Source organism: Streptomyces sp. NPDC052301 (assembly GCF_044593395.1).
Classification (GTDB): Bacteria; Actinomycetota; Actinomycetes; order Streptomycetales; family Streptomycetaceae; genus Streptomyces.
Map to the genome: position 1 here is coordinate 346,860 of NZ_JBIUBE010000006.1, position 18,139 is coordinate 364,998.

An 18,139-nucleotide genomic window follows, 5' to 3' on the forward strand; every position below is an offset into this window, starting at 1 on the left:
AAGACGGTGCGGACAGGCTGGACGGACCGGGACGCGCGCGAGGGGAGGGGACCGCATGGCCACCACGGACGTACCGCCCCGCTGGGACCGCAAGATGCAGCAGCGGCTCGCCCGAGGCGAGGCGGCCGCCCTGGGCGAGCTGTACGACAGGTTCGCCTCGCTCGTGCACAGCCTCGCCCACCGTGTCCTCGGCGAGGAGAAGGCCGCCGACACCATCACCCGCGAGGTCTTCGCCCACGTCTGGGAGCACCCCGAGACCTACGACCCCAAGCAGGGCCCCCTGCGCTCCTGGATCGCCACCGTGACCCACCGGCTCGCCGTGCAGCGGCTGCGTGACAGCGAGACCGCCGCGCTCCCCCGCCGGGACGACGCCTCCACCCGGGAACTGGAGGGCAAGGTGCGCCGCGCCTCGGTCGCCGCCCGTGCCGACTACATCGTCCACTCCATGCCCGCCCCGCTGCGCGCCGCGCTCGAACTGGCCTACTTCCAGCGCCGCGACTACCGCCAGACCGCCGCCGACCTCGGCGTCACCGAGGACGAGGCCCGCCGCCGGCTCCGCCTCGGACTGCAACTGCTCTCCACCGCCCACGACGCCGGGACACCTCCGGGACACGGAGGTGCGGCATGAGCGGCGCGGGACGGTTCGAGGCGCACGACGAGCAGCCGGCACCGGACGAGCGGAACGAGCGTCTTCCTGAGCCGGAGAGACGGGAAAGGAGCGGCGGTCGCAGTGAGCGAGGGCACACCGGCGGAACCGACGGCGACGGGACCGGCTCGGGTGACGTACCGCACGGACCCGACGGCCCGGACCCGGACGGCCCGCCGCGCATACCGCTGCCCCGCGCCTCCGTCGAGGACGGCGTGCGCCCCCTGCCCGACCTCACCGACCTGGGAGACCTGGCCCCCGTGCCGCTCGACCTGCCGCACCACGTCCTGAAGTCGCTGCTCGGCGCCTGGGCGCTGGCCGCCTGCTCGGCGGCGGAGACGGCGGCCGTGGAGGAGCACCTGGGCGACTGCGGGAGCTGCGCCGACGAGGCCCGCCGGCTGCGCGAGGCGGTCGGCCTGCTGCACCAGCCGGAGAGCCTCGACCTGGACCCCGCACTGCGCACCCGCGTCCTGAAGAGCTGCCTGGACCGCCGGCCACCGCACATCCCGGTGCCGGAGTGGGCGGCGCCGTACGACGCCGAGACCGCGCGGCTGGACGCCCTGCTGCAGGACTTCGGGGACGCGGAGTGGCATGCGCCGGTGCGGCTGCGGTGGTTCGACGCCGACACCGCGACGAGCCGTCGTACGACCGTGGCCGGGGTCATCGCGCACCTGCTGTCGGTCGACGGCCTGATCGCGACGGCGCTCGGCCTGCCGGATCCGCTGGCCCGGATCACCGGGGCGGCGGAGCGGGACGCGGTGGGCCCCGCCGGGCGCACCGAGGCGTTCTGGCGGACCTCCCACTTCCCGCCCACCCGCTCCGTACGGGGGCCCTGGCGGGAGCAGAGCCACAGCCTGGTGCGGACGGTGTCCTTCACGGGCAGCCACGCGGGCGGACTCGGCGTCTCCTACGGCGACTTCGAGCTGCCGCTGCGCGACGCGATGCTGGACCGCGCCTTCGAGTGCTGGGTGCACGCGGAGGACATCGCGGAGGCGGTGGACTACCCGTACGAGCCGCCCGCGCCGCGCCACCTGAACAGGATGATCGACCTCTCGGCACGGATGCTGCCGGTGGCGCTCGCCGAACGGCGCCGCGCGGGCCTGTCCGCACCGGGTACGACCCCTCACCTGGTCCCGGCGGGCGCACCCGGCCGCAGCCTGCGGCTGGAGATCGAGGGCGCGGCGGGCGGCGAGTGGCTGATCCCCCTGGACTCACCGGCGGCGGTGGCCTCGGCCGAGCTGGAGGTGGCCCATGTCGCGCTGGACGGCGTGGAGTTCTGCAGACTGGCCGCGGGCCACATTCCTCCGGAGGAGGCGGCGGTGGGACAGGTCGGGGACCGGGAGGCGATCAGAGACGTGCTGTTCGCCGCGGCGGGGCTGAGCCGGATGTAGGGGCTGGTTGCGGTGTCGCGGTCGGCTGCACCGGGTGGGGACACGCGCGGCCACGACGGACGCGCAGCCGCCGAACGACAAACGCGCCCCGGACCGGCTCTAGGCGAACACCACCGTGCGTCGTCCGTTCAGCAGGATGCGGCGCTCCGCATGCCACTTCACCGCCCGCGCCAGCGCCTGGCACTCCACATCGCGGCCGATGGCCACCAGCTGGTCCGGGCCGACCTCGTGCCCGACCCGCTCGACCTCCTGCTCGATGATCGGCCCCTCGTCCAGGTCGGCGGTGACATAGTGCGCCGTCGCGCCGATCAGCTTCACACCCCGGGCATGCGCCTGGTGATACGGCTTCGCGCCCTTGAAGCTCGGCAGGAAGGAATGGTGGATGTTGATGATCCGGCCGCTCAGCTGCTTGCACAGCTCGTCCGAGAGGACCTGCATGTAGCGGGCGAGGACGACCAGTTCGACGCCCTCCTCGCGCACGATCTCCAGCAGCTTCGACTCGGCCTCCGCCTTCGTCTCCCGCGTCACCGGAATGTGGTGGAACGGAATGTTGTAGGAACCCACCAGCTCCTCGAACTCGGTGTGGTTCGACACCACGCCCACGATCTCCACCGGCAGCGCGCCGATCCGGGCCCGGAACAGCAGGTCGTTCAGGCAGTGCCCGAACTTGCTGACCATCAGCACGATGCGCATCTTCGCGTCGGCCTCGTTGATCTGCCAGTCCATCTGGAAGGAGTCACCGATCGCCGCGAAGCTCGCCCGCAGCTTCTCCACCGTCACCGGCGCCTCCGCCGAGAAGTGGACGCGCATGAAGAACAGACCCGTGTCGTGGTCGCCGAACTGCTGGCTGTCCTCGATGTTGCAGCCGGTCATGAAGAGGTAGCTCGACACGGCGTGCACGATGCCCTTTTTGTCGGGGCAGGACAGCGTGAGGACGTACTGGTCGGCCGGGGCGGCGGGCGCGGACTGCTCGTTCATGCACCAAAGGTTCTCACGCCGGAGGCCCGCCGTGGGGGGTCGTCCCGCAGGACGGGACGGTCGCCTACGCGGTCCGCGTCAGGATCCGCAGCACGTCCAGGCTCTTCGGCGGTGTGTCCGGATCGTCGCCGTCGCTCGCCGCCAGACGCAGGTGCGCGTCCCGCGCCGCCCGCACCGCCTCCGGCCATCCGGGGTGGTCCAGGTACACGGCGACCGGCGCGTCCGGGCCCACCTGGTGCATGATCCGCAGCACCCGCAGCACGGCGGTGTCCACGAGCGCCGCCTCCTGCGAGTCCCGGAAGATCGTGCCGACGTATTTCTCCGCCGACCAGTTGTCCAGCCAGGTGTCCTCCACCAGCCGGTACACGGCGTCGGTGACGTCGCCGTAGCCGTCCACGCCGGCCAGCCAGACGTCCTGCTGGAACACCGGGTCGGAGAGCATGTGCAGCGCCGAGCGCACGTTGCTGCGCCAGCGCCACCACGGCATGTCGCTGAGAGGCATGCCGCCCATGGTGGAGGAGCGACGGCCGCGACGGGAAGAGTTCTCCGAACCTTGCACGGTCATCGATCGTACGTTCCCCGTCCCGGCAGTCACACAGGACCCTGTAATTCACCTCCGTGTCACCCTTCGTTGACCGAGGGTCACTCCTGGGTTAGTGGTGTGAGGGAATCGTGCGTGTCCATGACCGGCAGGCGACGCACGCGCAGTACCTTCCCGCTCCTGACCTCCCGCCCCGTCAGAGCCACCGCCCTGTCCGCCGGGGCCGTGGCTCTCTGTGCGTCGCTCACCGCCGGATGCGGGGTCATCCCCGGTGCCACGGGGGGCTCCGGGGATGACCCGGTCAAGGTGATGACCTGGGCGCCGCAGGACACCGACGCCACGAACAAGCCCGGCATGCCCGCGATGGCCCGCGCCTACGCCAGGTGGATCAACGGGCACGGCGGGATAGCGGGTCGCCGGCTCGAGGTCCTGACCTGCAACGACCACAACGACAGCGTGGGCGCCGCGAAGTGCGCCCGGCGCGCGGCGGACGAGGACGTGGTCGCGGTCGTCGGCTCCTACAGCCAGTTCGGCAACTCCTTCCTCGCCCCGCTGGAGGGCGCCGGCATCCCCTACATCGGCGGCTACGGCGTCACCAACGACGAGTTCACGGGCACGCTGTCCTACCCGGTCAACGGCGGCCAGCCCGCCCTCCTGGCCGGTCTCGGCAAGGCCCTCGCCGCCACCTGCGGCAACGTCTCCCTGGTCCGCCCCGACACCATCGCCGGCGACGAACTGCCCACGATGCTCGACTCGGGGCTGAAGGCGGGCGGCCACGCGGAGGCGGGCGACCAGCTCGCCGCCGAGGACGCCACCGCGTACGACGACCAGGCCGATCAGGCGCTGCGCTACGCGACCAAGGACGTGACCCGGAAGGGCTGCGTGGTGCCGGCGCTCGGGGACCGCACCGACACCTTCATGGACTCCTTCCGGCGGGCCCGCGAGGAGTTCCCCGGGGTGCGCACCGCGACCGTGCTCGGCAGCGTCGACCAGACCGTGATCAACGCGACCGGCGGCGCGGACGGACCGTACGAGGGGGCGTACATCACGGGCTGGTACCCGCCCGCGTCCGACTCCCGCTGGGACGCCATGAAGAAGGTGATCAACGAGGAAGCCTTCGGCGACAACAACATCGACCCCGCGGACGCCGGCGTGCAGACCACGTGGATCGCCTACACCGTGCTGAAGGCGGCCCTGGAGAAGATCGGCGCCGGCGGGCAGGTGAGCTCCGACACCGTGCGGCAGGCACTCGACGGCGGCCTGCGCGTGTCCACGGGCGGACTCACCCCGACCCTGCACTGGCCCTACGAGGGCAAGCTGGCCGGCGTCGGCTTCCCCCGCCTGGTCAATGCCGACGTCAGCCTGCAGATGGTCCAGCACGGCACACTGGTCGCGGCCCGCAAGAGCATGGGCGGGATCAACGGGATCGCCGACATGACGCAGACGCTGGAGAACGCCGACGTGCAGTGACGCCCCGCGCCCGCCCGGCCGGACAGGCCGGAGGGGCCACAGCCCGGTGGGCTACAGCTGGGTGGGCTGGCGCTGGGTGAGGCTGTACTTCGTGGCGATCGCGTTCCACAGCGCCGCCGCCTTGACCTTCTGCGCGCTGGCGGTGCCGCTCGCCTTGTTGCCGGCCTGGGTCTCGCCGGTGATGCGGGCGTGGCCCTTGCGGCAGGCCTTGCGGCCCTTGCTCTGGTCGGCCCAGGCCGCGTAGTGGTTGTCGGCCGCGGCGGACGCCTGCCAGGCCTGGGTCAGGGCGGACGTCAGCGCACCGCTGTTCGGCAGCTTGTCCACGGACAGCTTGCCGAGCCGGGTGACGAGGTCGCCGCGCTGCTTGGCCGCGCCGCGCAGGCTGGAGGCGGCCTGGTCGAGGTTGTCGCACTGCTTGACGTCGGCGACCGCGCTGATCACCGAGGCGCGGCTGCTGCCGCTGTCGGCGAGCAGCTTGTCCAGCGCCACCGCCTGCTGCCGGGCCGGATCGGCGGCGGGCGCGGAGGAGCTCTGTCCGGTGGCGGGGGACGCGGCGGCGACGGTCTTGTCGTCGTTGCCCTGGTCCTTGCCGCCCCCGCCGCTGAGCAGCGCTCCGGCACCCACGCCGACCACGATGAGGCCGACCCCGATGGCGGCGATCAACGGCACCCGCGACCCGCTGCGGCCCCCGCGCCGCCCGCCGTCGTCGTCGTGATCACGCGTGTACGAGGGCTGCGGTCCGCCGTACGAGGGCTGCTGCGCGCCGTACGAGGGCTGGGCGGCGCCGGGGTAGGCGTCCTGTTGCGGGACGACCGGGAGCTGCTGGGTGGCTCCGGCCGGGCCGTCACCGCCCGCCGGGCCGCTGCGGAAGAGGTTGTCGAACTCCGCGGGCGGCTGCCGGTCACCGCCCTGGGCCTGCCCCGGGAAGGGCGGGATGTACTGCGTGGCATCCGCGTCCGAGGCGGGCGCGGCCGACTGGTGCGGGACGCGGCCGAGGAACCGGGTCTCCTCGCCTCCCGACTCGGGCGGCAGCGCGCCGGGCGTCACCGGGGGGATGTACTGCGTGGCGCCGTCGGGCGAGGCGGACGGCGGGACGGGCGGGAGGTACTGGGTGGCGCCCTCGTCGGCCGGGGCGGCGGGGACCGGCGGAAGGTACTGGGTCGCGCCGTCGGCGGTCGGGGGCAGCGGGGTGCTCGCGCCCGGGTAGGCGGGCGGCAGCGGCGCGGCGGGGGCGCCCGGCGCCTGGTACGGCGGCTGCTGCGGTCCGCCCTGCGGGAGCCCGCCGGTCTGCTGGTACGGGTCGGGCGTGCCGTACCCGGGCTGCTGCCCGGCGTCGTACCCGCCCTGGCCGCCGCCGGCGCCGTGGGCCGGCGGCGGGGCGCCGTAGGAGGGTGCCTGGCCCCCGTAGGAGGGTGCCTGACCGCCGTACGGCGGTGCCGGGGCGCCCTCAGGGGGCAGCGGGCCGGGGTTCGCGGCGGACGGCGGCTGCTGGTCCGGGGCGCCGGGGGCGCCCCACTGCTGGGCCTGCGCGGGGGCCCAGCCCTGGCCGCCCTGCTGGGGGGCGTGCTGCTCGGGGCCCCACGAGCCGCCCCAGGCCTGCCCGCCGGCCGGGGCGGCCGGTGCGGGGGTGCCGGCCATGCCCGGCAGCAGGGGCTCGCCTCCGTCGGAGGGCAGCACGATGCCTTCGCGCGCGGGCTGCGCCGAGGGCTCCTCGCCCTGTCCACTCTGCGTCACCGGGACTCCTACTAATGGGGGACCTTGTGAATCGGGCTCACGCTACCGGGTCCCCCGAGCCGGGTGCCACGCAGCTCAGGGCGCAATCTTCTTCCCTGTGACAGTGGTAACAAAACCGCCCCGCGGTGCGCTGTACATGGCACCCGTCGTGCGCCCGGGCGCCGTTCTCCTCATGTTCACGCAACCGCGGGGCCGGTGTTCAGGCAGCCTGCTGGAGGTCGAGGCGGGCCCCGAACTCCCTCACCACCGCCTCCTCCCGGAAGGGTTCGAGTCGCTGTTGCAGGTCCTCCAGGTATTCGGCGCCCCGGTTGGAGCGCAGTGTCTCCAGCAGTTCGACCGCCTTCAGGCCCGTGCTGCAGGCCTGTTCGACCTCGCGCTGCTGCACCTGGGCCGTGGCGAGCAGCACATAGCCGATGGCGCGCCGGCGGGCCCGGGCCTCGGGGTGCCCGGCCAGCGACTGCTCGGCGTACCGCGCCGCCTGCTCGGACTGCCCGAGATCGCGTGCGCAGTGCGCCAACTCGTCGGCCAGATAGGCCTCGTCGAAATGCCTGATCCACGCCGGGTCGTCGCCGGAGGAGGCGTCCGCCTGCTCCATCGCCGCCACCGCCCGCGCGATGGAGGCCTGCGCCGCGCGCGCGTCGCCGAGCAGGGCGTGCCCGCGCGCCTCGGCCGCGTGGAACATCGCCTCCACGCGCGGGGTCACCTGTCCGCGCGCGCCCTCCTGCGCCGCCCGCGCCAACTGGGAGATCTCGCGCGGGTTGCCGAGCTGCGCGGCGAGATGGCTCATGGAGGCGGCGAGGACGTAACCGCCGTACCCGCGGTCCCCGGCCGCCTGCGCGAGCCGCAGCGACTGGATGTAGTACCGCTGGGCGAGGCCCGGTTGACCGGTGTCCACCGCCATGTAGCCCGCCAGCTCCGTCAACCGTGCGACGGCGGCGAAGAGTTCCCGCCCGACCACCTCCCGGTACGAGCCCGCGAGCAGCCCGGAGACGACGCTGTTGAGGTAGTGCACGACCACCGGGCGCACATGCCCGCTGCCGAACTGGTGGTCCAGGTCGGTCAGCGCCTGCGTCATGGACCGTACGGCCGCCACGTCCGCCTGCCCCACGCGCGGGCCGGCCTGCCGGGCCACCTGGGCGTCCGGCGCCGAGATCAGCCAGTCGCGGCTGGGCTCGACCAGCGCGGAGGCGGCGACGGAGGAGCCGGACAGGAAGTCCCGGCGCCCCACGTCGCTGCGCCACAGCTCGCAGACCTGCTCGATGGCCCCCAGTACCGTCGGCGAGAACTGGAGACCGACCCCCGAGGCGAGGTTCTTGCCGTTGGCCATGCCGATCTCGTCGATCGTGACCGTACGGCCGAGCTTGCGCCCGAGCGCCTCGGCGATGATCGCCGGGGCCCGGCCCCGCGGCTGCTGGCCGCGCAGCCAGCGGGCCACGGACGTCTTGTCGTAGCGCAGGTCGAGGCCGTGCTCGGCACCGCACATGTTGACCCGCCGGGCCAGCCCGGCGTTCGAGCACCCCGCTTCCTGGATGAGTGCCTGCAGCCGTTCGTTCGGCTGCCTCGCCACGAGAGGCCTTGCGGCCATGTGCTTACCCCCTGCGTTGCGGTCCCCTGGAGCGTGTTGTGACCCTCCGGAGCGTCACGTTCCGGCCGAGATGATCCGTTCGGAAGATCACTGCCCAGCTGACATACCGTCAATGCACGACATGTGCGGTTTGCCGGGGTAAAGATGGATGCCAACCCCCTCCCTGGCTACCCACCTCACACCCGTCCTCCTCCCGCGCGCCCCCACACGTGCACCCATGCGCCCCGACTGCCGAATCGATGCTCCTCCCCCGCGCGCGCTACGGGCGTAACTCCCGGTGGGCATGGGAGTTGAGAGGTGCGTGGAAGAGACCATCGCCGGCACCCAGGCCGCCCAGATTCCGCAGCAGCGCGGGGAATCGCTGCTGGAGACCGCCGTACGCTACGCCGAGGAGCGGCACTGGGACGTGTTCCCGGGCACCTGGCTGGAAGCCGTCGACGGGACGCAGCGCTGCGCGTGCGGCGACGCCTCCTGCCCTGCGCCGGGTGCGCACCCCGCGCGCCCCGACTGGGCGACCCAGGCGACCGGCAGTGCGACCGTCGCGCGCCGGATGTGGCAGAAGCAGCCGACGGCGTCGATCCTGCTGCCGACGGGGCGGACCTTCGACGCGCTGTCCGTCCCGGAGAGCGCGGGGTTCCTGGCGCTGGCGCGGATGGAGCGGATGGAGCTGACGCTGGGGCCCGTGACACTCGCTCCCGATCGGCGGATGCACTTCTTCGTGCTGCCGGGGGCCTGCGCGAAGGTGCCGGAGCTGGTGCGCACGCTGGGGTGGTCACTGTCCTCGCTGGATCTGGTGGCGCTGGGTGAGGGTGCGTACGTGGCCGCTCCTCCGACCCGGTTCGGGTCGCGCGGGGCTGTGCAGTGGGTCCGCCGGCCGACCCCGGCGAACCGGTGGTTGCCGGACGCGGAGGAGGTGATCTCGCCGCTGGCCTATGCGTGCGGCCGGGACCGGTAGCCGCCCGCCTCCTTCGCAGCGTCGCGGCCGCCGTAGCCTTCCTGCATGACCGATGCTGCAGTGCGCGTGCGAGGGCTCTGGAAACGATTCGGGCAGCAAGTCGCCGTCGGGGGGATCGATCTCGAGCTGCCCGCCGGTAAGTTCATCGGGCTGGTCGGGCCCAACGGGGCCGGGAAGACCACCACCCTGTCGATGGTGACCGGACTGCTGCGACCCGACGACGGCACCGTCGAGGTCGTCGGCCACGACGTGTGGCGGGACCCGGTGGCCGTCAAGGCGCGGATCGGCGTCCTTCCCGAAGGACTGCGGCTGTTCGAGCGGCTGTCGGGGCGGGAACTGCTCGGCTACTCGGGGCGGCTGCGCGGGCTGCCCGGGAACGAGGTCGACAAACGGGCCACACAGCTGCTGGACGTGCTCGACCTGGCCGGGTCCCAGCACAAACTCGTCGTCGACTACTCCACCGGCATGCGCAAGAAGATCGGCCTCGCCGCCGCCCTCCTGCACAACCCCGAGGTGCTGTTCCTGGACGAGCCGTTCGAGGGCGTCGACCCGGTCTCCGCGCAGACCATCCGGGGCGTGCTGGAGCGGTACACCGCCTCCGGCGCCACCGTCGTCTTCTCCTCCCATGTGATGGAGCTGGTGGAATCGCTGTGCGACTGGGTCGCGGTGATGGCGGCGGGCCGGATCAGGGCGACGGGCACGCTGGCCGAGGTACGCGGGGAACACCCCACCCTGCAGGCTGCCTTCCTGGAACTGGTCGGGGCGCGGGCCCGGGACGCCGGGTCGGACCTGGACTGGCTGGGCGGCGGGGCGGCCCGATGACGAACCTCACCTCCACCGTCGTAACGCTGAAGCTTTCCCTGCTCAGGAACGGACTGCGGCAGTCCGGGGGCCGACGGGCCGCGTTCGTCGCCTCGGCCGTCGTCGCGGTGCTGTTCGCGCTGTCGCAGCTGCTGGGGCTGCTCCTGCTGCGCGGGCGGGCGCACGCCGACGTGGTCGCCGTCCTCGGCACGGCCGTGCTGGCGCTGGGCTGGGCGGTGCTGCCGCTGTTCTTCCCCAGCGGCGACGAGACCCTGGACCCCACCCGCCTGGTGCTGCTCCCGCTGCGCCCCCGGCCCCTGGTAGGGGCCCTGCTCGCGGGCTCCCTGGTCGGCATCGGTCCGCTGTTCACGCTGCTGGTCCTGACCGGCTGCGCGCTGTCCCTGGCCCACGGCGTGGCGGGATGGGTGTGCGCCGTCGTCGCCGTCGTCCTCGCCCTGCCGGTCTGCGTGGCCCTCGCCCGCGCCGTCGCCACGGCCAACGTACGCCTGTTGACCAGCAGAAAGGGCCGGGATCTGGCCGTCCTGAGCGGGCTGGTGATCGCGATCGGCGTGCAGGTGGTCAACTTCGGTGCGCAGCAGCTGGGTTCGGCCGGGCTGGGGAAGCTGCAGCCGGTCGCGGACGTGCTGTCCTGGGTGCCGCCGGCGTCGGCGGTGGGCGCGGTGCACGCGGCGAGCGAGGGGTCGTACGGCATCGCCGTGGCCCGACTCGCCCTCTGCGCCGCCGGGTTGGCGGTTCTCGTCCGGGTCTGGGCGGGAAGCCTGACCCGGCTGATGACCGCACCCGACGGCTCCACGCTCCAGGCCGCCGACGGAGGTGCCCGGGACCGCGCGCCGTCCGGCCTGGGGCGGCTGCTGCCGGAGGGCCGCACGGGTACGGTCATGGAGCGCAGCCTGCGCTACGTCTGGCGGGACCCGAAGACCAAGGCCGCCTGGGTGACCTCGCTGGCGATCGGGCTGATCGTGCCGGTGTTCAACGCGGTGCAGGGCACCGGGTCGGCCTACTTCGCCTGCTTCGCCGCCGGGATGCTCGGCATCCAGATGTACAACCAGTTCGGGCAGGACACCTCCGCGTTCTGGATGGTGGCCACGACCATCTCCTCGCCCCGGGACGCCTACACCGAGCTGCGCGGCCGGGCGCTGGCCCTGCTGCTGGTCACCCTGCCGTACGCGGCGCTCGTGACGGTGCTGACGACGGCGCTGCTGGGCGCCTGGGCGCGGCTGCCGGAGGTGCTGGGGCTGTCCTTCGCGCTGCTCGGCGCGATGCTGGCGACCGGCGCGTGGACCTCGGCCCGCTTCCCCTACTCCATCCCGCAGGAGGGCCACAAGAACGTCGTCCCCGGCCAGGCGGGGCTCGCCTGGATCTCCATCCTCGGCGGCATGGTCGCGGCGGCCCTCCTCTCCTCCCCCGTCATCGCCCTCACCGTCTGGCTGAACGTCAGCGCGGGCGGGGAGGCGTGGAACTGGGTGCTGCTGCCGGTGGGGGCCGGGTACGGGGCGACGATCGCCCTGCTCGGCCTGCGGCTCGCGGCACCACGGACGGCGGCCCGGCTGCCGGAGATCCTGGCGGCGGTGAGCAAGGGCTGAGGGGTGCCTCGGCGGGCCCTCAGCCCAGCAGGACCCGCTCCAGGAAAGGTTCGACGGCGCCTCGCCAGGCGAGCGGCTGGTCGTAGTGGACCAGGTGCCCCGCATCGGCGACCTCGGCATACTCGCCGAGCGGCAGCACCCGCACCATCTCCTGGGCCTCCGCCCGCCCCAGCTCGCCGTCGAGCCCCCGCAGGACGAGCGCGGGGCACCGGACCTGGGCCAGTTCCTCCCAGTGCGCGTCGTGAACCCAGCTCTCCCGGGTCCGCAGCATCTCCTCCGGCTCGAACACGGGGCGCCAGCCGTCCGCGGACTCGTGCATGACCTCGGCGTAGAACGCGCCGCGGGCGGGGTTCGGCCGCTCCACCCACGGATCGTCCTCGCCGAACCACTTGCGGACGTCGGCGAGGGTGGCGAAGGGGGCGGGCCAGGACCGGAACCAGTCGGCCCACTCGCGCTGCGAGGCCGCGCCGAGCGCGGAGGCGCGCATGTCGCAGATGACCAGGCCGCACACCAGGTCGGGGCGCCTGGCGGCGAGCTGCCAGGCGGTCAGGGCACCCATGGCGTGGCCGATGAGGACGGCGGGGGCGAGGCCGAGCTGTTCCAGGGCGGCCTCGGCGTCCTCGACGTAGGCCTCGCGGGTGTAGGCGGCCGGCGGGGGCTTGTCGCTCTGGCCGTGGCCGCGCTGGTCGAGGGCGACCGCGCGGTGCCGCTCGGAGAGCCAGCGGGCGGTCGCCGCCCAGTGGGAGGCGCGACCCATCAGGCCATGGAGTAAGAGCACGCCGGGGCCGGCGGTTCCCGGAGCGGGGTCCGGGGGTGTGGGGTCCGGAGGTGCGGGGTCCGGGGGTTCCACGGTTTCCGGAACCTTCTTCGGAGGGTCGACGAACTCCCACGCGGCCAGGCGCACCCCGCCCGCTCCCGTCACGTCGATACGCCGTGCCATCGGCCTGGTACCCCCCAGCTCCGGCTGCCTCGTACGTCCTGCTCGATGCCGCAGACTATCGAATACACATTCGAAGATAGTGCCTCTGCGGACAACACCCCTCATTCGAGTGACACCCCTCGAGGAATGATCGCCGCCGCCCAGGGGATCTCTACTGGCGGGAGGCGGACCGCTCGGGGAAAAACGGTCCGAGGGGAATGACCCTGAGAGCTCGGGGCTCCGGGTCAGCACAGGGGAGGACAGGCCCCGGCGCCACACGGCGCCGGGGCTTCCCTCTGCTCAGCGCTTGGCGACGAACACGTGCGAGGCGACGTCCGCCTCCAGCTCGGCCGCCTCGCCGCCGCTGCCCACCAGGACACCGCCGGCCGACTCCGTCACGCTCACCACCGAGCCGGGCTGCACACCCGCCCGCCGCAGCGTGTACATCAACTGGGCGTCCGTCTGGATGGGCTCGCCGATCCGGCGGACGACGACCGTCTTGCCGTCCGCGCCCGGGTCGAGATCGGCCAGCGAGACCATGCCCTCGTCCAGGAACGGGTCGGCCCCGTCCTTCTCGCCCAGCTCCTCCAGGCCCGGGATCGGGTTGCCGTACGGCGACTCGGTCGGGTGCCGCAGCAGCTCCAGCACGCGGCGCTCCACGGCCTCGCTCATCACGTGCTCCCAGCGACACGCCTCCGCGTGCACCTGCTCCCACTCCAGGCCGATCACATCGACCAGGAGACACTCGGCCAGCCGGTGCTTGCGCATCACGCGCGTGGCCAGCCGGCGGCCCTCGTCGGTCAGCTCCAGATGCCGGTCGCTGGCCACGGACACCAGTCCGTCCCGCTCCATCCGCGCCACCGTCTGGCTCACCGTCGGCCCGCTCTGGTCCAGCCGCTCCGCGATGCGGGCGCGCATGGGGACGACGCCTTCCTCCTCCAGCTCGAGGATGGTGCGGAGATACATCTCCGTGGTGTCGATCAGTCCGGACATACGTGCCCCTCGATTACCTCTGCCGGCAGCCCGGCGCGTGCGCTGGCCCTGTCGTCAATTCTGCCGGATCCCACTGACAAGCGGGGGCCTCCGGCGGAATGGCCGTCCCGATACCCCGGCGCCGTATTGACACCGCACTGGTCCAGACCGCACGGTGATCCGCGACACAGACGCTGCGAAGGGGCACCGCATGAGCGACGGCACGCCTGCCGACCTGTTCTTCGACGCCGCCATCAACCTCCTGCACCGGGTCCGCGAGGAGGAGGCCGAGGCGATCGCCGCGGCCGGCACCCTCCTCGCCGACACCGTCGCGGCCGGCGGCCGCCTGTTCGCCTTCGGCGCCGGGCACTCCTCCCTGGCCGCCCAGGACGTCGTCTACCGCGCCGGCGGCCTCGCCCTGATGAACCTGCTCGCCGTCCCCGGCGTCGTCGGCGTCGACGTCACTCCGGCCACCCTCGGTTCCGCCCTCGAACGCGTCGACGGCCTCGCGAGCGCCGTCCTCGACAGCTCCCCGCTGCGCGCCGGCGACGCCCTCGTGATCATCTCCCTCTCCGGCCGCAACGCCCTCCCCGTCGAGATGGCCGTGAACGCCCGCGCGCTCGGCGTGAAGGTCATCGGCGTCACCTCGGTGGCGTACGCCACGGAGACGACGTCCCGGCACTCCTCCGGCACCTTCCTGAAGGACCACTGCGACCTCGTCCTCGACTCGAAGATCGCCGTGGGCGACGCCGAACTCACCCTCGACACCATCCCGGCGCCCTTCGCCCCCGCCTCCACGGTCGTCACCGCCGCCCTGATGCAGGCCGTCATGGCCACCACCGCGGCCGCCCTGGCGGACCGCGGCATCGAGCCCCCGCTGCTGCGCTCCGGAAACGTCGACGGCGGCCACGAGTGGAACGGCCGGGTGATGCGGGAGTACGGCGACCGGATCTTCTACCGCCGCTGAACCGACGGACGGCCACCACCGCCGCGAGGCCCGCATCCGGCCCTTCCCGGCCTGCTTCCGGACGCTTTCCCGGCCCCTCTTTCCGGACCGGTCCCGATCTGCTCCCGGCCCGCTCCCGGCCTACTTCCGGACCGCCTCCGCCAGATCCAGCGCCGCCGCGATCCGGACCGCCACGTCCTCCGCGTACGCCGCGTCGGACCGCTCGAAGCGGCTCCGGCCGGCCCCGCGCAGGAAGGTCACCACGCCCAGCGTCCGCCCCCGGCTGCGCAGCACCGCGCACAGCGCGTGCACCACGTCGTCCGGCCACTGCCGCTCCAGCGCCCACTCGCGCGCCCGCTCGGCCGGCACCGCCCCGGCGTCCGCGCGCACGGACCCGCCCCGCTCCACACAGCTCAGCGCCGGATGCCCCGTCTCGTACCGCACCGGCAGCCCGGCCGCCCCCGTCAGCAGACTCGGCCCCGGCGCCCCCGCGGGGGTGGCCGCGAGCCGGACCAGCCGTACGGCCGTGTCCTCCCCCTCCGCGCGCGCAGGGCCCGCCACCCGGTCGATCAACGCGTGGTCGGCGAAGCCCGCGAGGGCGAAGTCCAGGTGCACGACGGCGGCCTCCGCCGGGTCCTCGCACTCGGCGGCGGCCCGCGCCGCACGGTGCAGCTGGTTCGAACGGAACCGCAGCAGTGCCGCCTCCTGCTCACCCCGCTTGGCCTCGGTGACGTCCTGGAACAGCCAGCCGACCCCCAGCGGCACCGGCTCCTCCGCGAGCGGCGACGCCAGCCGCAGGAACCCGTTGCGCCAGCAGCGCCGCTCGTCGCCCTCGGCCGTGCGCACGGCCACCCACATCTCGGCCGGCGCGGGCGGCGCGCCCTCGGCCAGGACGTGCGTGAGCGCGGCCTCCAACTCCTCCACGCCCTGCGCGAGCAGCTCACCGAGCGGCCGGCCGAGCGCGGAGGTGCGCCCGATCCCCAGCACCCGGGCGGCGTACCCGTTCACGACGGCGGGCCGCAGATCGGCGTCCACGAGGACGACACCCCAGGCCGCGTCCTCGAACAGCGCCTCGCTCAGCGCGATCGACCGCTCCAGATCGATCTGCGCGTGCACCTCGCTGAACGCGCAGTACACCCCGGCGGGCTTCCCGTCGGGCCCACGGACGGCGGCGGACTGCGTCCGCACCAGGACCCGTCCCCCGTCCTTGGTCACCAGGGCGAACTCGTACACCTGCCGCCCGGGCGCCTGCATCGCGGACATCAGCCGCGCCTGCACCTCCTCGGCGTCGGCGCTGCGCACCGCCCACCCGGCGAAGCCGTGCCGTCCGACCGCCTCCGCGGCGGTCCAGCCCAGAATCCGCTCGGCCTCCCGGTTCCAATGAGTCACGACCCCGTCGGCATCGAAGGCGCACAGCGCCGCGTCCATGCCGTCGAGCAGAGCGGCGAGCAGATCGGAACCGCCGGACTCACCGGGGTCGTCCGGCCCCAGCTCGTCGGTGGTCCCACTCCGCCGGGAAGCACTCACCTGGACCCCCTGCAGGCTGCGTCGGCGCCCGTACGGCGCGCGGTTCGCTCACTGGCCTTCAGCTCACTGGCCCTCATTCAACTGGAACGTGACGCAGCACACATCCTGTTCCCGCAAGATTGCATCAATCAAGACCCGCCACCCAGGACCCGCCTGTCAGTGGCACCGGCTACGGTCCTGCGCCATGGGGGACACCTTCCAGACCGTCGTCGACCTGGACGCCACCGCCGCCGAGGCCCCGCGGCTCGCCACGCGCGTGCTCGACCGGCTCGTGACCGAGGGCATCGTGCTGGCCGAGCGCGCCGACCGCACCTTCGGACACCACCTGCCCGGCCCGCACTGGGACCGGGCGGTCGACCCGCTGGACGCCGACCGGCAGCCGTGCGACGGCCTGACCGTGCACATCGGCCGCACCGTCTTCCACGGCGGCCAGGACGGCCCCGAGTGGGCCCGTTGCCCCCGCTGCACGGCCACGACCCGCCTGTACACCGACGACCACGACCTGATCGACGCGTCCTGGGAGCCGTACGCCCGGGCCATCGGCCTCTGGCACACGACGGGCACGGCCGACGTCACCTGCCCCGCCTGCGCCGTCCCCGTCCCCCTGCCCGACTGGGCCTGGGCACACGACCACTTCGCCTTCGCCCACCTGGGCTTCGAGTTCTGGAACTGGCCGGAGTTCACCGACGAGTTCCCCGCGCTGATCGCCGAGACGCTGGGCGGCCACCGCACGGTGCGTGTCTGGGGCAAGTTCTGAGCCAGTGAGGCGGGCCACACCCCTATCCGGTGTCGCGCAGTACTCTTTCCCGCATGCTTCCGATGCTCGTTCGCCGCCGCCACGTGGACTACGTGCGCGTCACGAGCATGGGCTGTCGCCGTTCGGCCTGATTCAGCCCCTTTTTTCTTCCCCTTCTTACGGCATCCTGGGCGCCGCCCCCTACCCTCGGCGGCCTGCCCGTGGCCCACACACCCCTGTGGACGCACCCATGACGACGCACACCGCGGCGACGACCTCGTCGTACGACCAACTCCCCATCATCGACCTGTCGGCCGCCGAACGCGGCCCCCAGGCCCGCGCCCTGCTCCACGCCCAGTTGCACAGCGCCGCCCATGACGTCGGCTTCTTCCAGCTCGTCGGACACGGCGTGACCCCGGCCGAGACCGACGCGCTGCTCACCGCCATGCGCGCCTTCTTCGCCCTTCCCGAGGCCGACCGGCTCGCCCTGGACAACGTGGGCTCCCCGCACTTCCGCGGCTACACCCGCACCGGCGACGAGCGCACCGGCGGCTCCCGCGACTGGCGCGACCAGCTCGACATCGGCGCCGAACGCCCCGCCCACGTGCCCGGCCCCGGCGAGCCCCCGTACTGGTGGCTGCAGGGCCCCAACCAGTGGCCGGCCGCCCTGCCCGAACTGCGCTCGGCGGCCCTCGCCTGGATCGACAGGCTCAGCGCGGTCGCCGACCGCCTCCTGCACGAACTGCTGACCGCCATCGGCGCCCCGGCCGACTTCTACGACCCGATCTTCGGCGACCGTGCCCACCCGCACCTCAAGCTCGTCCGCTACCCCGGCAGCGCGGGCGACGGCACCGACCAGGGCGTCGGCGCGCACAAGGACTACGGCTTCCTCACCCTGCTCCTGCAGGACACGGTCGGCGGCCTCCAGGTCCAGCGCGAGGACGGCCTCTTCCACGACGTCCCGCCCATCGAGGGCGCCTTCGTCGTCAACCTCGGCGAGCTCCTGGAGGTGGCCACCGACGGCTACCTCGTGGCCACCAACCACCGTGTGGTGAGCCCGCCCGGAGCGACGGAACGCTTCTCCGTCCCGTTCTTCTACAACCCCCGCCTCGACGCGAGGGTCGAACCGCTCCCCTTCCCCCACGCCTCGCAGGCCCCGGGCATCACGACCGACCCGTCGAACCCTCTGTTCGCGGAGTACGGCTACAACGAACTCAAGGGCAAGCTGAGGGCGCACCCGCTGGTGGCGGAGAGGTACCACCAGAGCCTCCTGACACCGGCGTGAGCAGCCGGCCTCGAGGGGCGCGGGGCACTGCGCGAGCAGCCATCAGGCG

16 protein-coding genes are annotated in these 18,139 nt (G+C 73.2%); 9 read left to right on the top strand and 7 right to left on the bottom strand.

Going from position 1 to position 18,139, the window contains the following annotated elements; translation table 11 throughout:
- Positions 1 to 55 precede the first annotated feature (55 nt).
- Positions 56 to 628: a sigma-70 family RNA polymerase sigma factor gene (locus ACIHEJ_RS19285; RefSeq protein WP_400136878.1), complete on the top strand. Its 573-nt coding sequence runs from the start codon at positions 56 to 58 to the stop codon at positions 626 to 628.
- Positions 625 to 2,037 (top strand): zf-HC2 domain-containing protein, encoded by a 1,413-nt coding sequence (locus ACIHEJ_RS19290; RefSeq protein ID WP_400136881.1) that lies wholly within the window; start codon positions 625 to 627, stop codon positions 2,035 to 2,037. Before ACIHEJ_RS19285 ends, ACIHEJ_RS19290 begins: the two co-directional genes overlap by 4 nt.
- 99 nt (positions 2,038 to 2,136) lie before the next feature.
- On the opposite strand, the gene purU is transcribed toward ACIHEJ_RS19290, so the two are convergent.
- Positions 2,137 to 3,015: a formyltetrahydrofolate deformylase gene (gene purU, locus ACIHEJ_RS19295; protein WP_400136883.1), complete on the bottom strand. Its 879-nt coding sequence runs from the start codon at positions 3,013 to 3,015 to the stop codon at positions 2,137 to 2,139.
- 64 nt (positions 3,016 to 3,079) lie between these two features.
- Positions 3,080 to 3,580: a hypothetical protein gene (locus ACIHEJ_RS19300; protein WP_400136886.1), complete on the bottom strand. Its 501-nt coding sequence runs from the start codon at positions 3,578 to 3,580 to the stop codon at positions 3,080 to 3,082.
- 117 nt (positions 3,581 to 3,697) lie between these two features.
- Here ACIHEJ_RS19300 and ACIHEJ_RS19305 point away from each other — a divergent pair, with 117 nt between their 5' ends.
- Positions 3,698 to 5,026, top strand: coding sequence for an ABC transporter substrate-binding protein (locus tag ACIHEJ_RS19305; protein ID WP_400136888.1), 1,329 nt, complete (start codon positions 3,698 to 3,700; stop codon positions 5,024 to 5,026).
- A 51-nt stretch (positions 5,027 to 5,077) separates the two neighbouring features.
- On the opposite strand, the gene ACIHEJ_RS19310 is transcribed toward ACIHEJ_RS19305, so the two are convergent.
- A complete protein-coding gene (locus ACIHEJ_RS19310) occupies positions 5,078 to 6,760 on the bottom strand; it encodes a hypothetical protein (protein ID WP_400136891.1) in 1,683 nt (560 codons plus the stop codon).
- A 199-nt stretch (positions 6,761 to 6,959) separates the two neighbouring features.
- A complete protein-coding gene (locus tag ACIHEJ_RS19315) occupies positions 6,960 to 8,345 on the bottom strand; it encodes a transcriptional regulator (RefSeq protein ID WP_400136893.1) in 1,386 nt (461 codons plus the stop codon).
- A gap of 301 nt (positions 8,346 to 8,646) precedes the next feature.
- On the opposite strand from ACIHEJ_RS19315, the gene ACIHEJ_RS19320 reads away from it, so the two are divergent.
- The 3 genes from ACIHEJ_RS19320 to ACIHEJ_RS19330 are packed head-to-tail and all read left to right on the top strand — an operon-like array spanning position 8,647 to position 11,705.
- Positions 8,647 to 9,300 (top strand): bifunctional DNA primase/polymerase, encoded by a 654-nt coding sequence (locus ACIHEJ_RS19320; RefSeq protein ID WP_400136896.1) that lies wholly within the window; start codon positions 8,647 to 8,649, stop codon positions 9,298 to 9,300.
- A 45-nt stretch (positions 9,301 to 9,345) separates the two neighbouring features.
- Complete coding sequence (locus ACIHEJ_RS19325; RefSeq protein WP_400136899.1) at positions 9,346 to 10,122, top strand: ABC transporter ATP-binding protein; 777 nt, start codon at positions 9,346 to 9,348, stop codon at positions 10,120 to 10,122.
- Entirely contained in the window at positions 10,119 to 11,705 is a 1,587-nt protein-coding gene (locus ACIHEJ_RS19330) for a transporter (RefSeq protein WP_400136902.1), read from the top strand. Before ACIHEJ_RS19325 ends, ACIHEJ_RS19330 begins: the two co-directional genes overlap by 4 nt.
- 19 nt (positions 11,706 to 11,724) lie before the next feature.
- Here the strand turns inward: ACIHEJ_RS19330 and ACIHEJ_RS19335 are convergent, their stop codons facing one another.
- Both ACIHEJ_RS19335 and ACIHEJ_RS19340 read right to left on the bottom strand, forming a co-directional pair.
- Positions 11,725 to 12,645 (bottom strand): alpha/beta fold hydrolase, encoded by a 921-nt coding sequence (locus ACIHEJ_RS19335; protein WP_400136905.1) that lies wholly within the window; start codon positions 12,643 to 12,645, stop codon positions 11,725 to 11,727.
- 279 nt (positions 12,646 to 12,924) lie between these two features.
- Positions 12,925 to 13,617 (bottom strand): metal-dependent transcriptional regulator, encoded by a 693-nt coding sequence (locus ACIHEJ_RS19340; protein WP_123976148.1) that lies wholly within the window; start codon positions 13,615 to 13,617, stop codon positions 12,925 to 12,927.
- 190 nt (positions 13,618 to 13,807) lie between these two features.
- On the opposite strand from ACIHEJ_RS19340, the gene ACIHEJ_RS19345 reads away from it, so the two are divergent.
- The gene (locus tag ACIHEJ_RS19345; protein ID WP_400136908.1) at positions 13,808 to 14,563 is read left to right on the top strand and encodes an SIS domain-containing protein; all 756 of its coding nucleotides are present in this window, start codon (positions 13,808 to 13,810) and stop codon (positions 14,561 to 14,563) included.
- Positions 14,564 to 14,683: 120 nt separating this feature from the next.
- Here ACIHEJ_RS19345 and ACIHEJ_RS19350 read toward each other — a convergent pair whose 3' ends face one another.
- Entirely contained in the window at positions 14,684 to 16,069 is a 1,386-nt protein-coding gene (locus tag ACIHEJ_RS19350) for a PAS domain S-box protein (protein ID WP_400136910.1), read from the bottom strand.
- A 184-nt stretch (positions 16,070 to 16,253) separates the two neighbouring features.
- Between ACIHEJ_RS19350 and ACIHEJ_RS19355 the strand changes: the two genes are divergently transcribed.
- Both ACIHEJ_RS19355 and ACIHEJ_RS19360 read left to right on the top strand, forming a co-directional pair.
- Positions 16,254 to 16,826 (top strand): hypothetical protein, encoded by a 573-nt coding sequence (locus tag ACIHEJ_RS19355; protein WP_400136913.1) that lies wholly within the window; start codon positions 16,254 to 16,256, stop codon positions 16,824 to 16,826.
- Positions 16,827 to 17,055: 229 nt separating this feature from the next.
- A complete protein-coding gene (locus ACIHEJ_RS19360) occupies positions 17,056 to 18,090 on the top strand; it encodes an isopenicillin N synthase family dioxygenase (RefSeq protein WP_400136915.1) in 1,035 nt (344 codons plus the stop codon).
- The last annotated feature ends 49 nt before the right edge of the window (positions 18,091 to 18,139 follow it).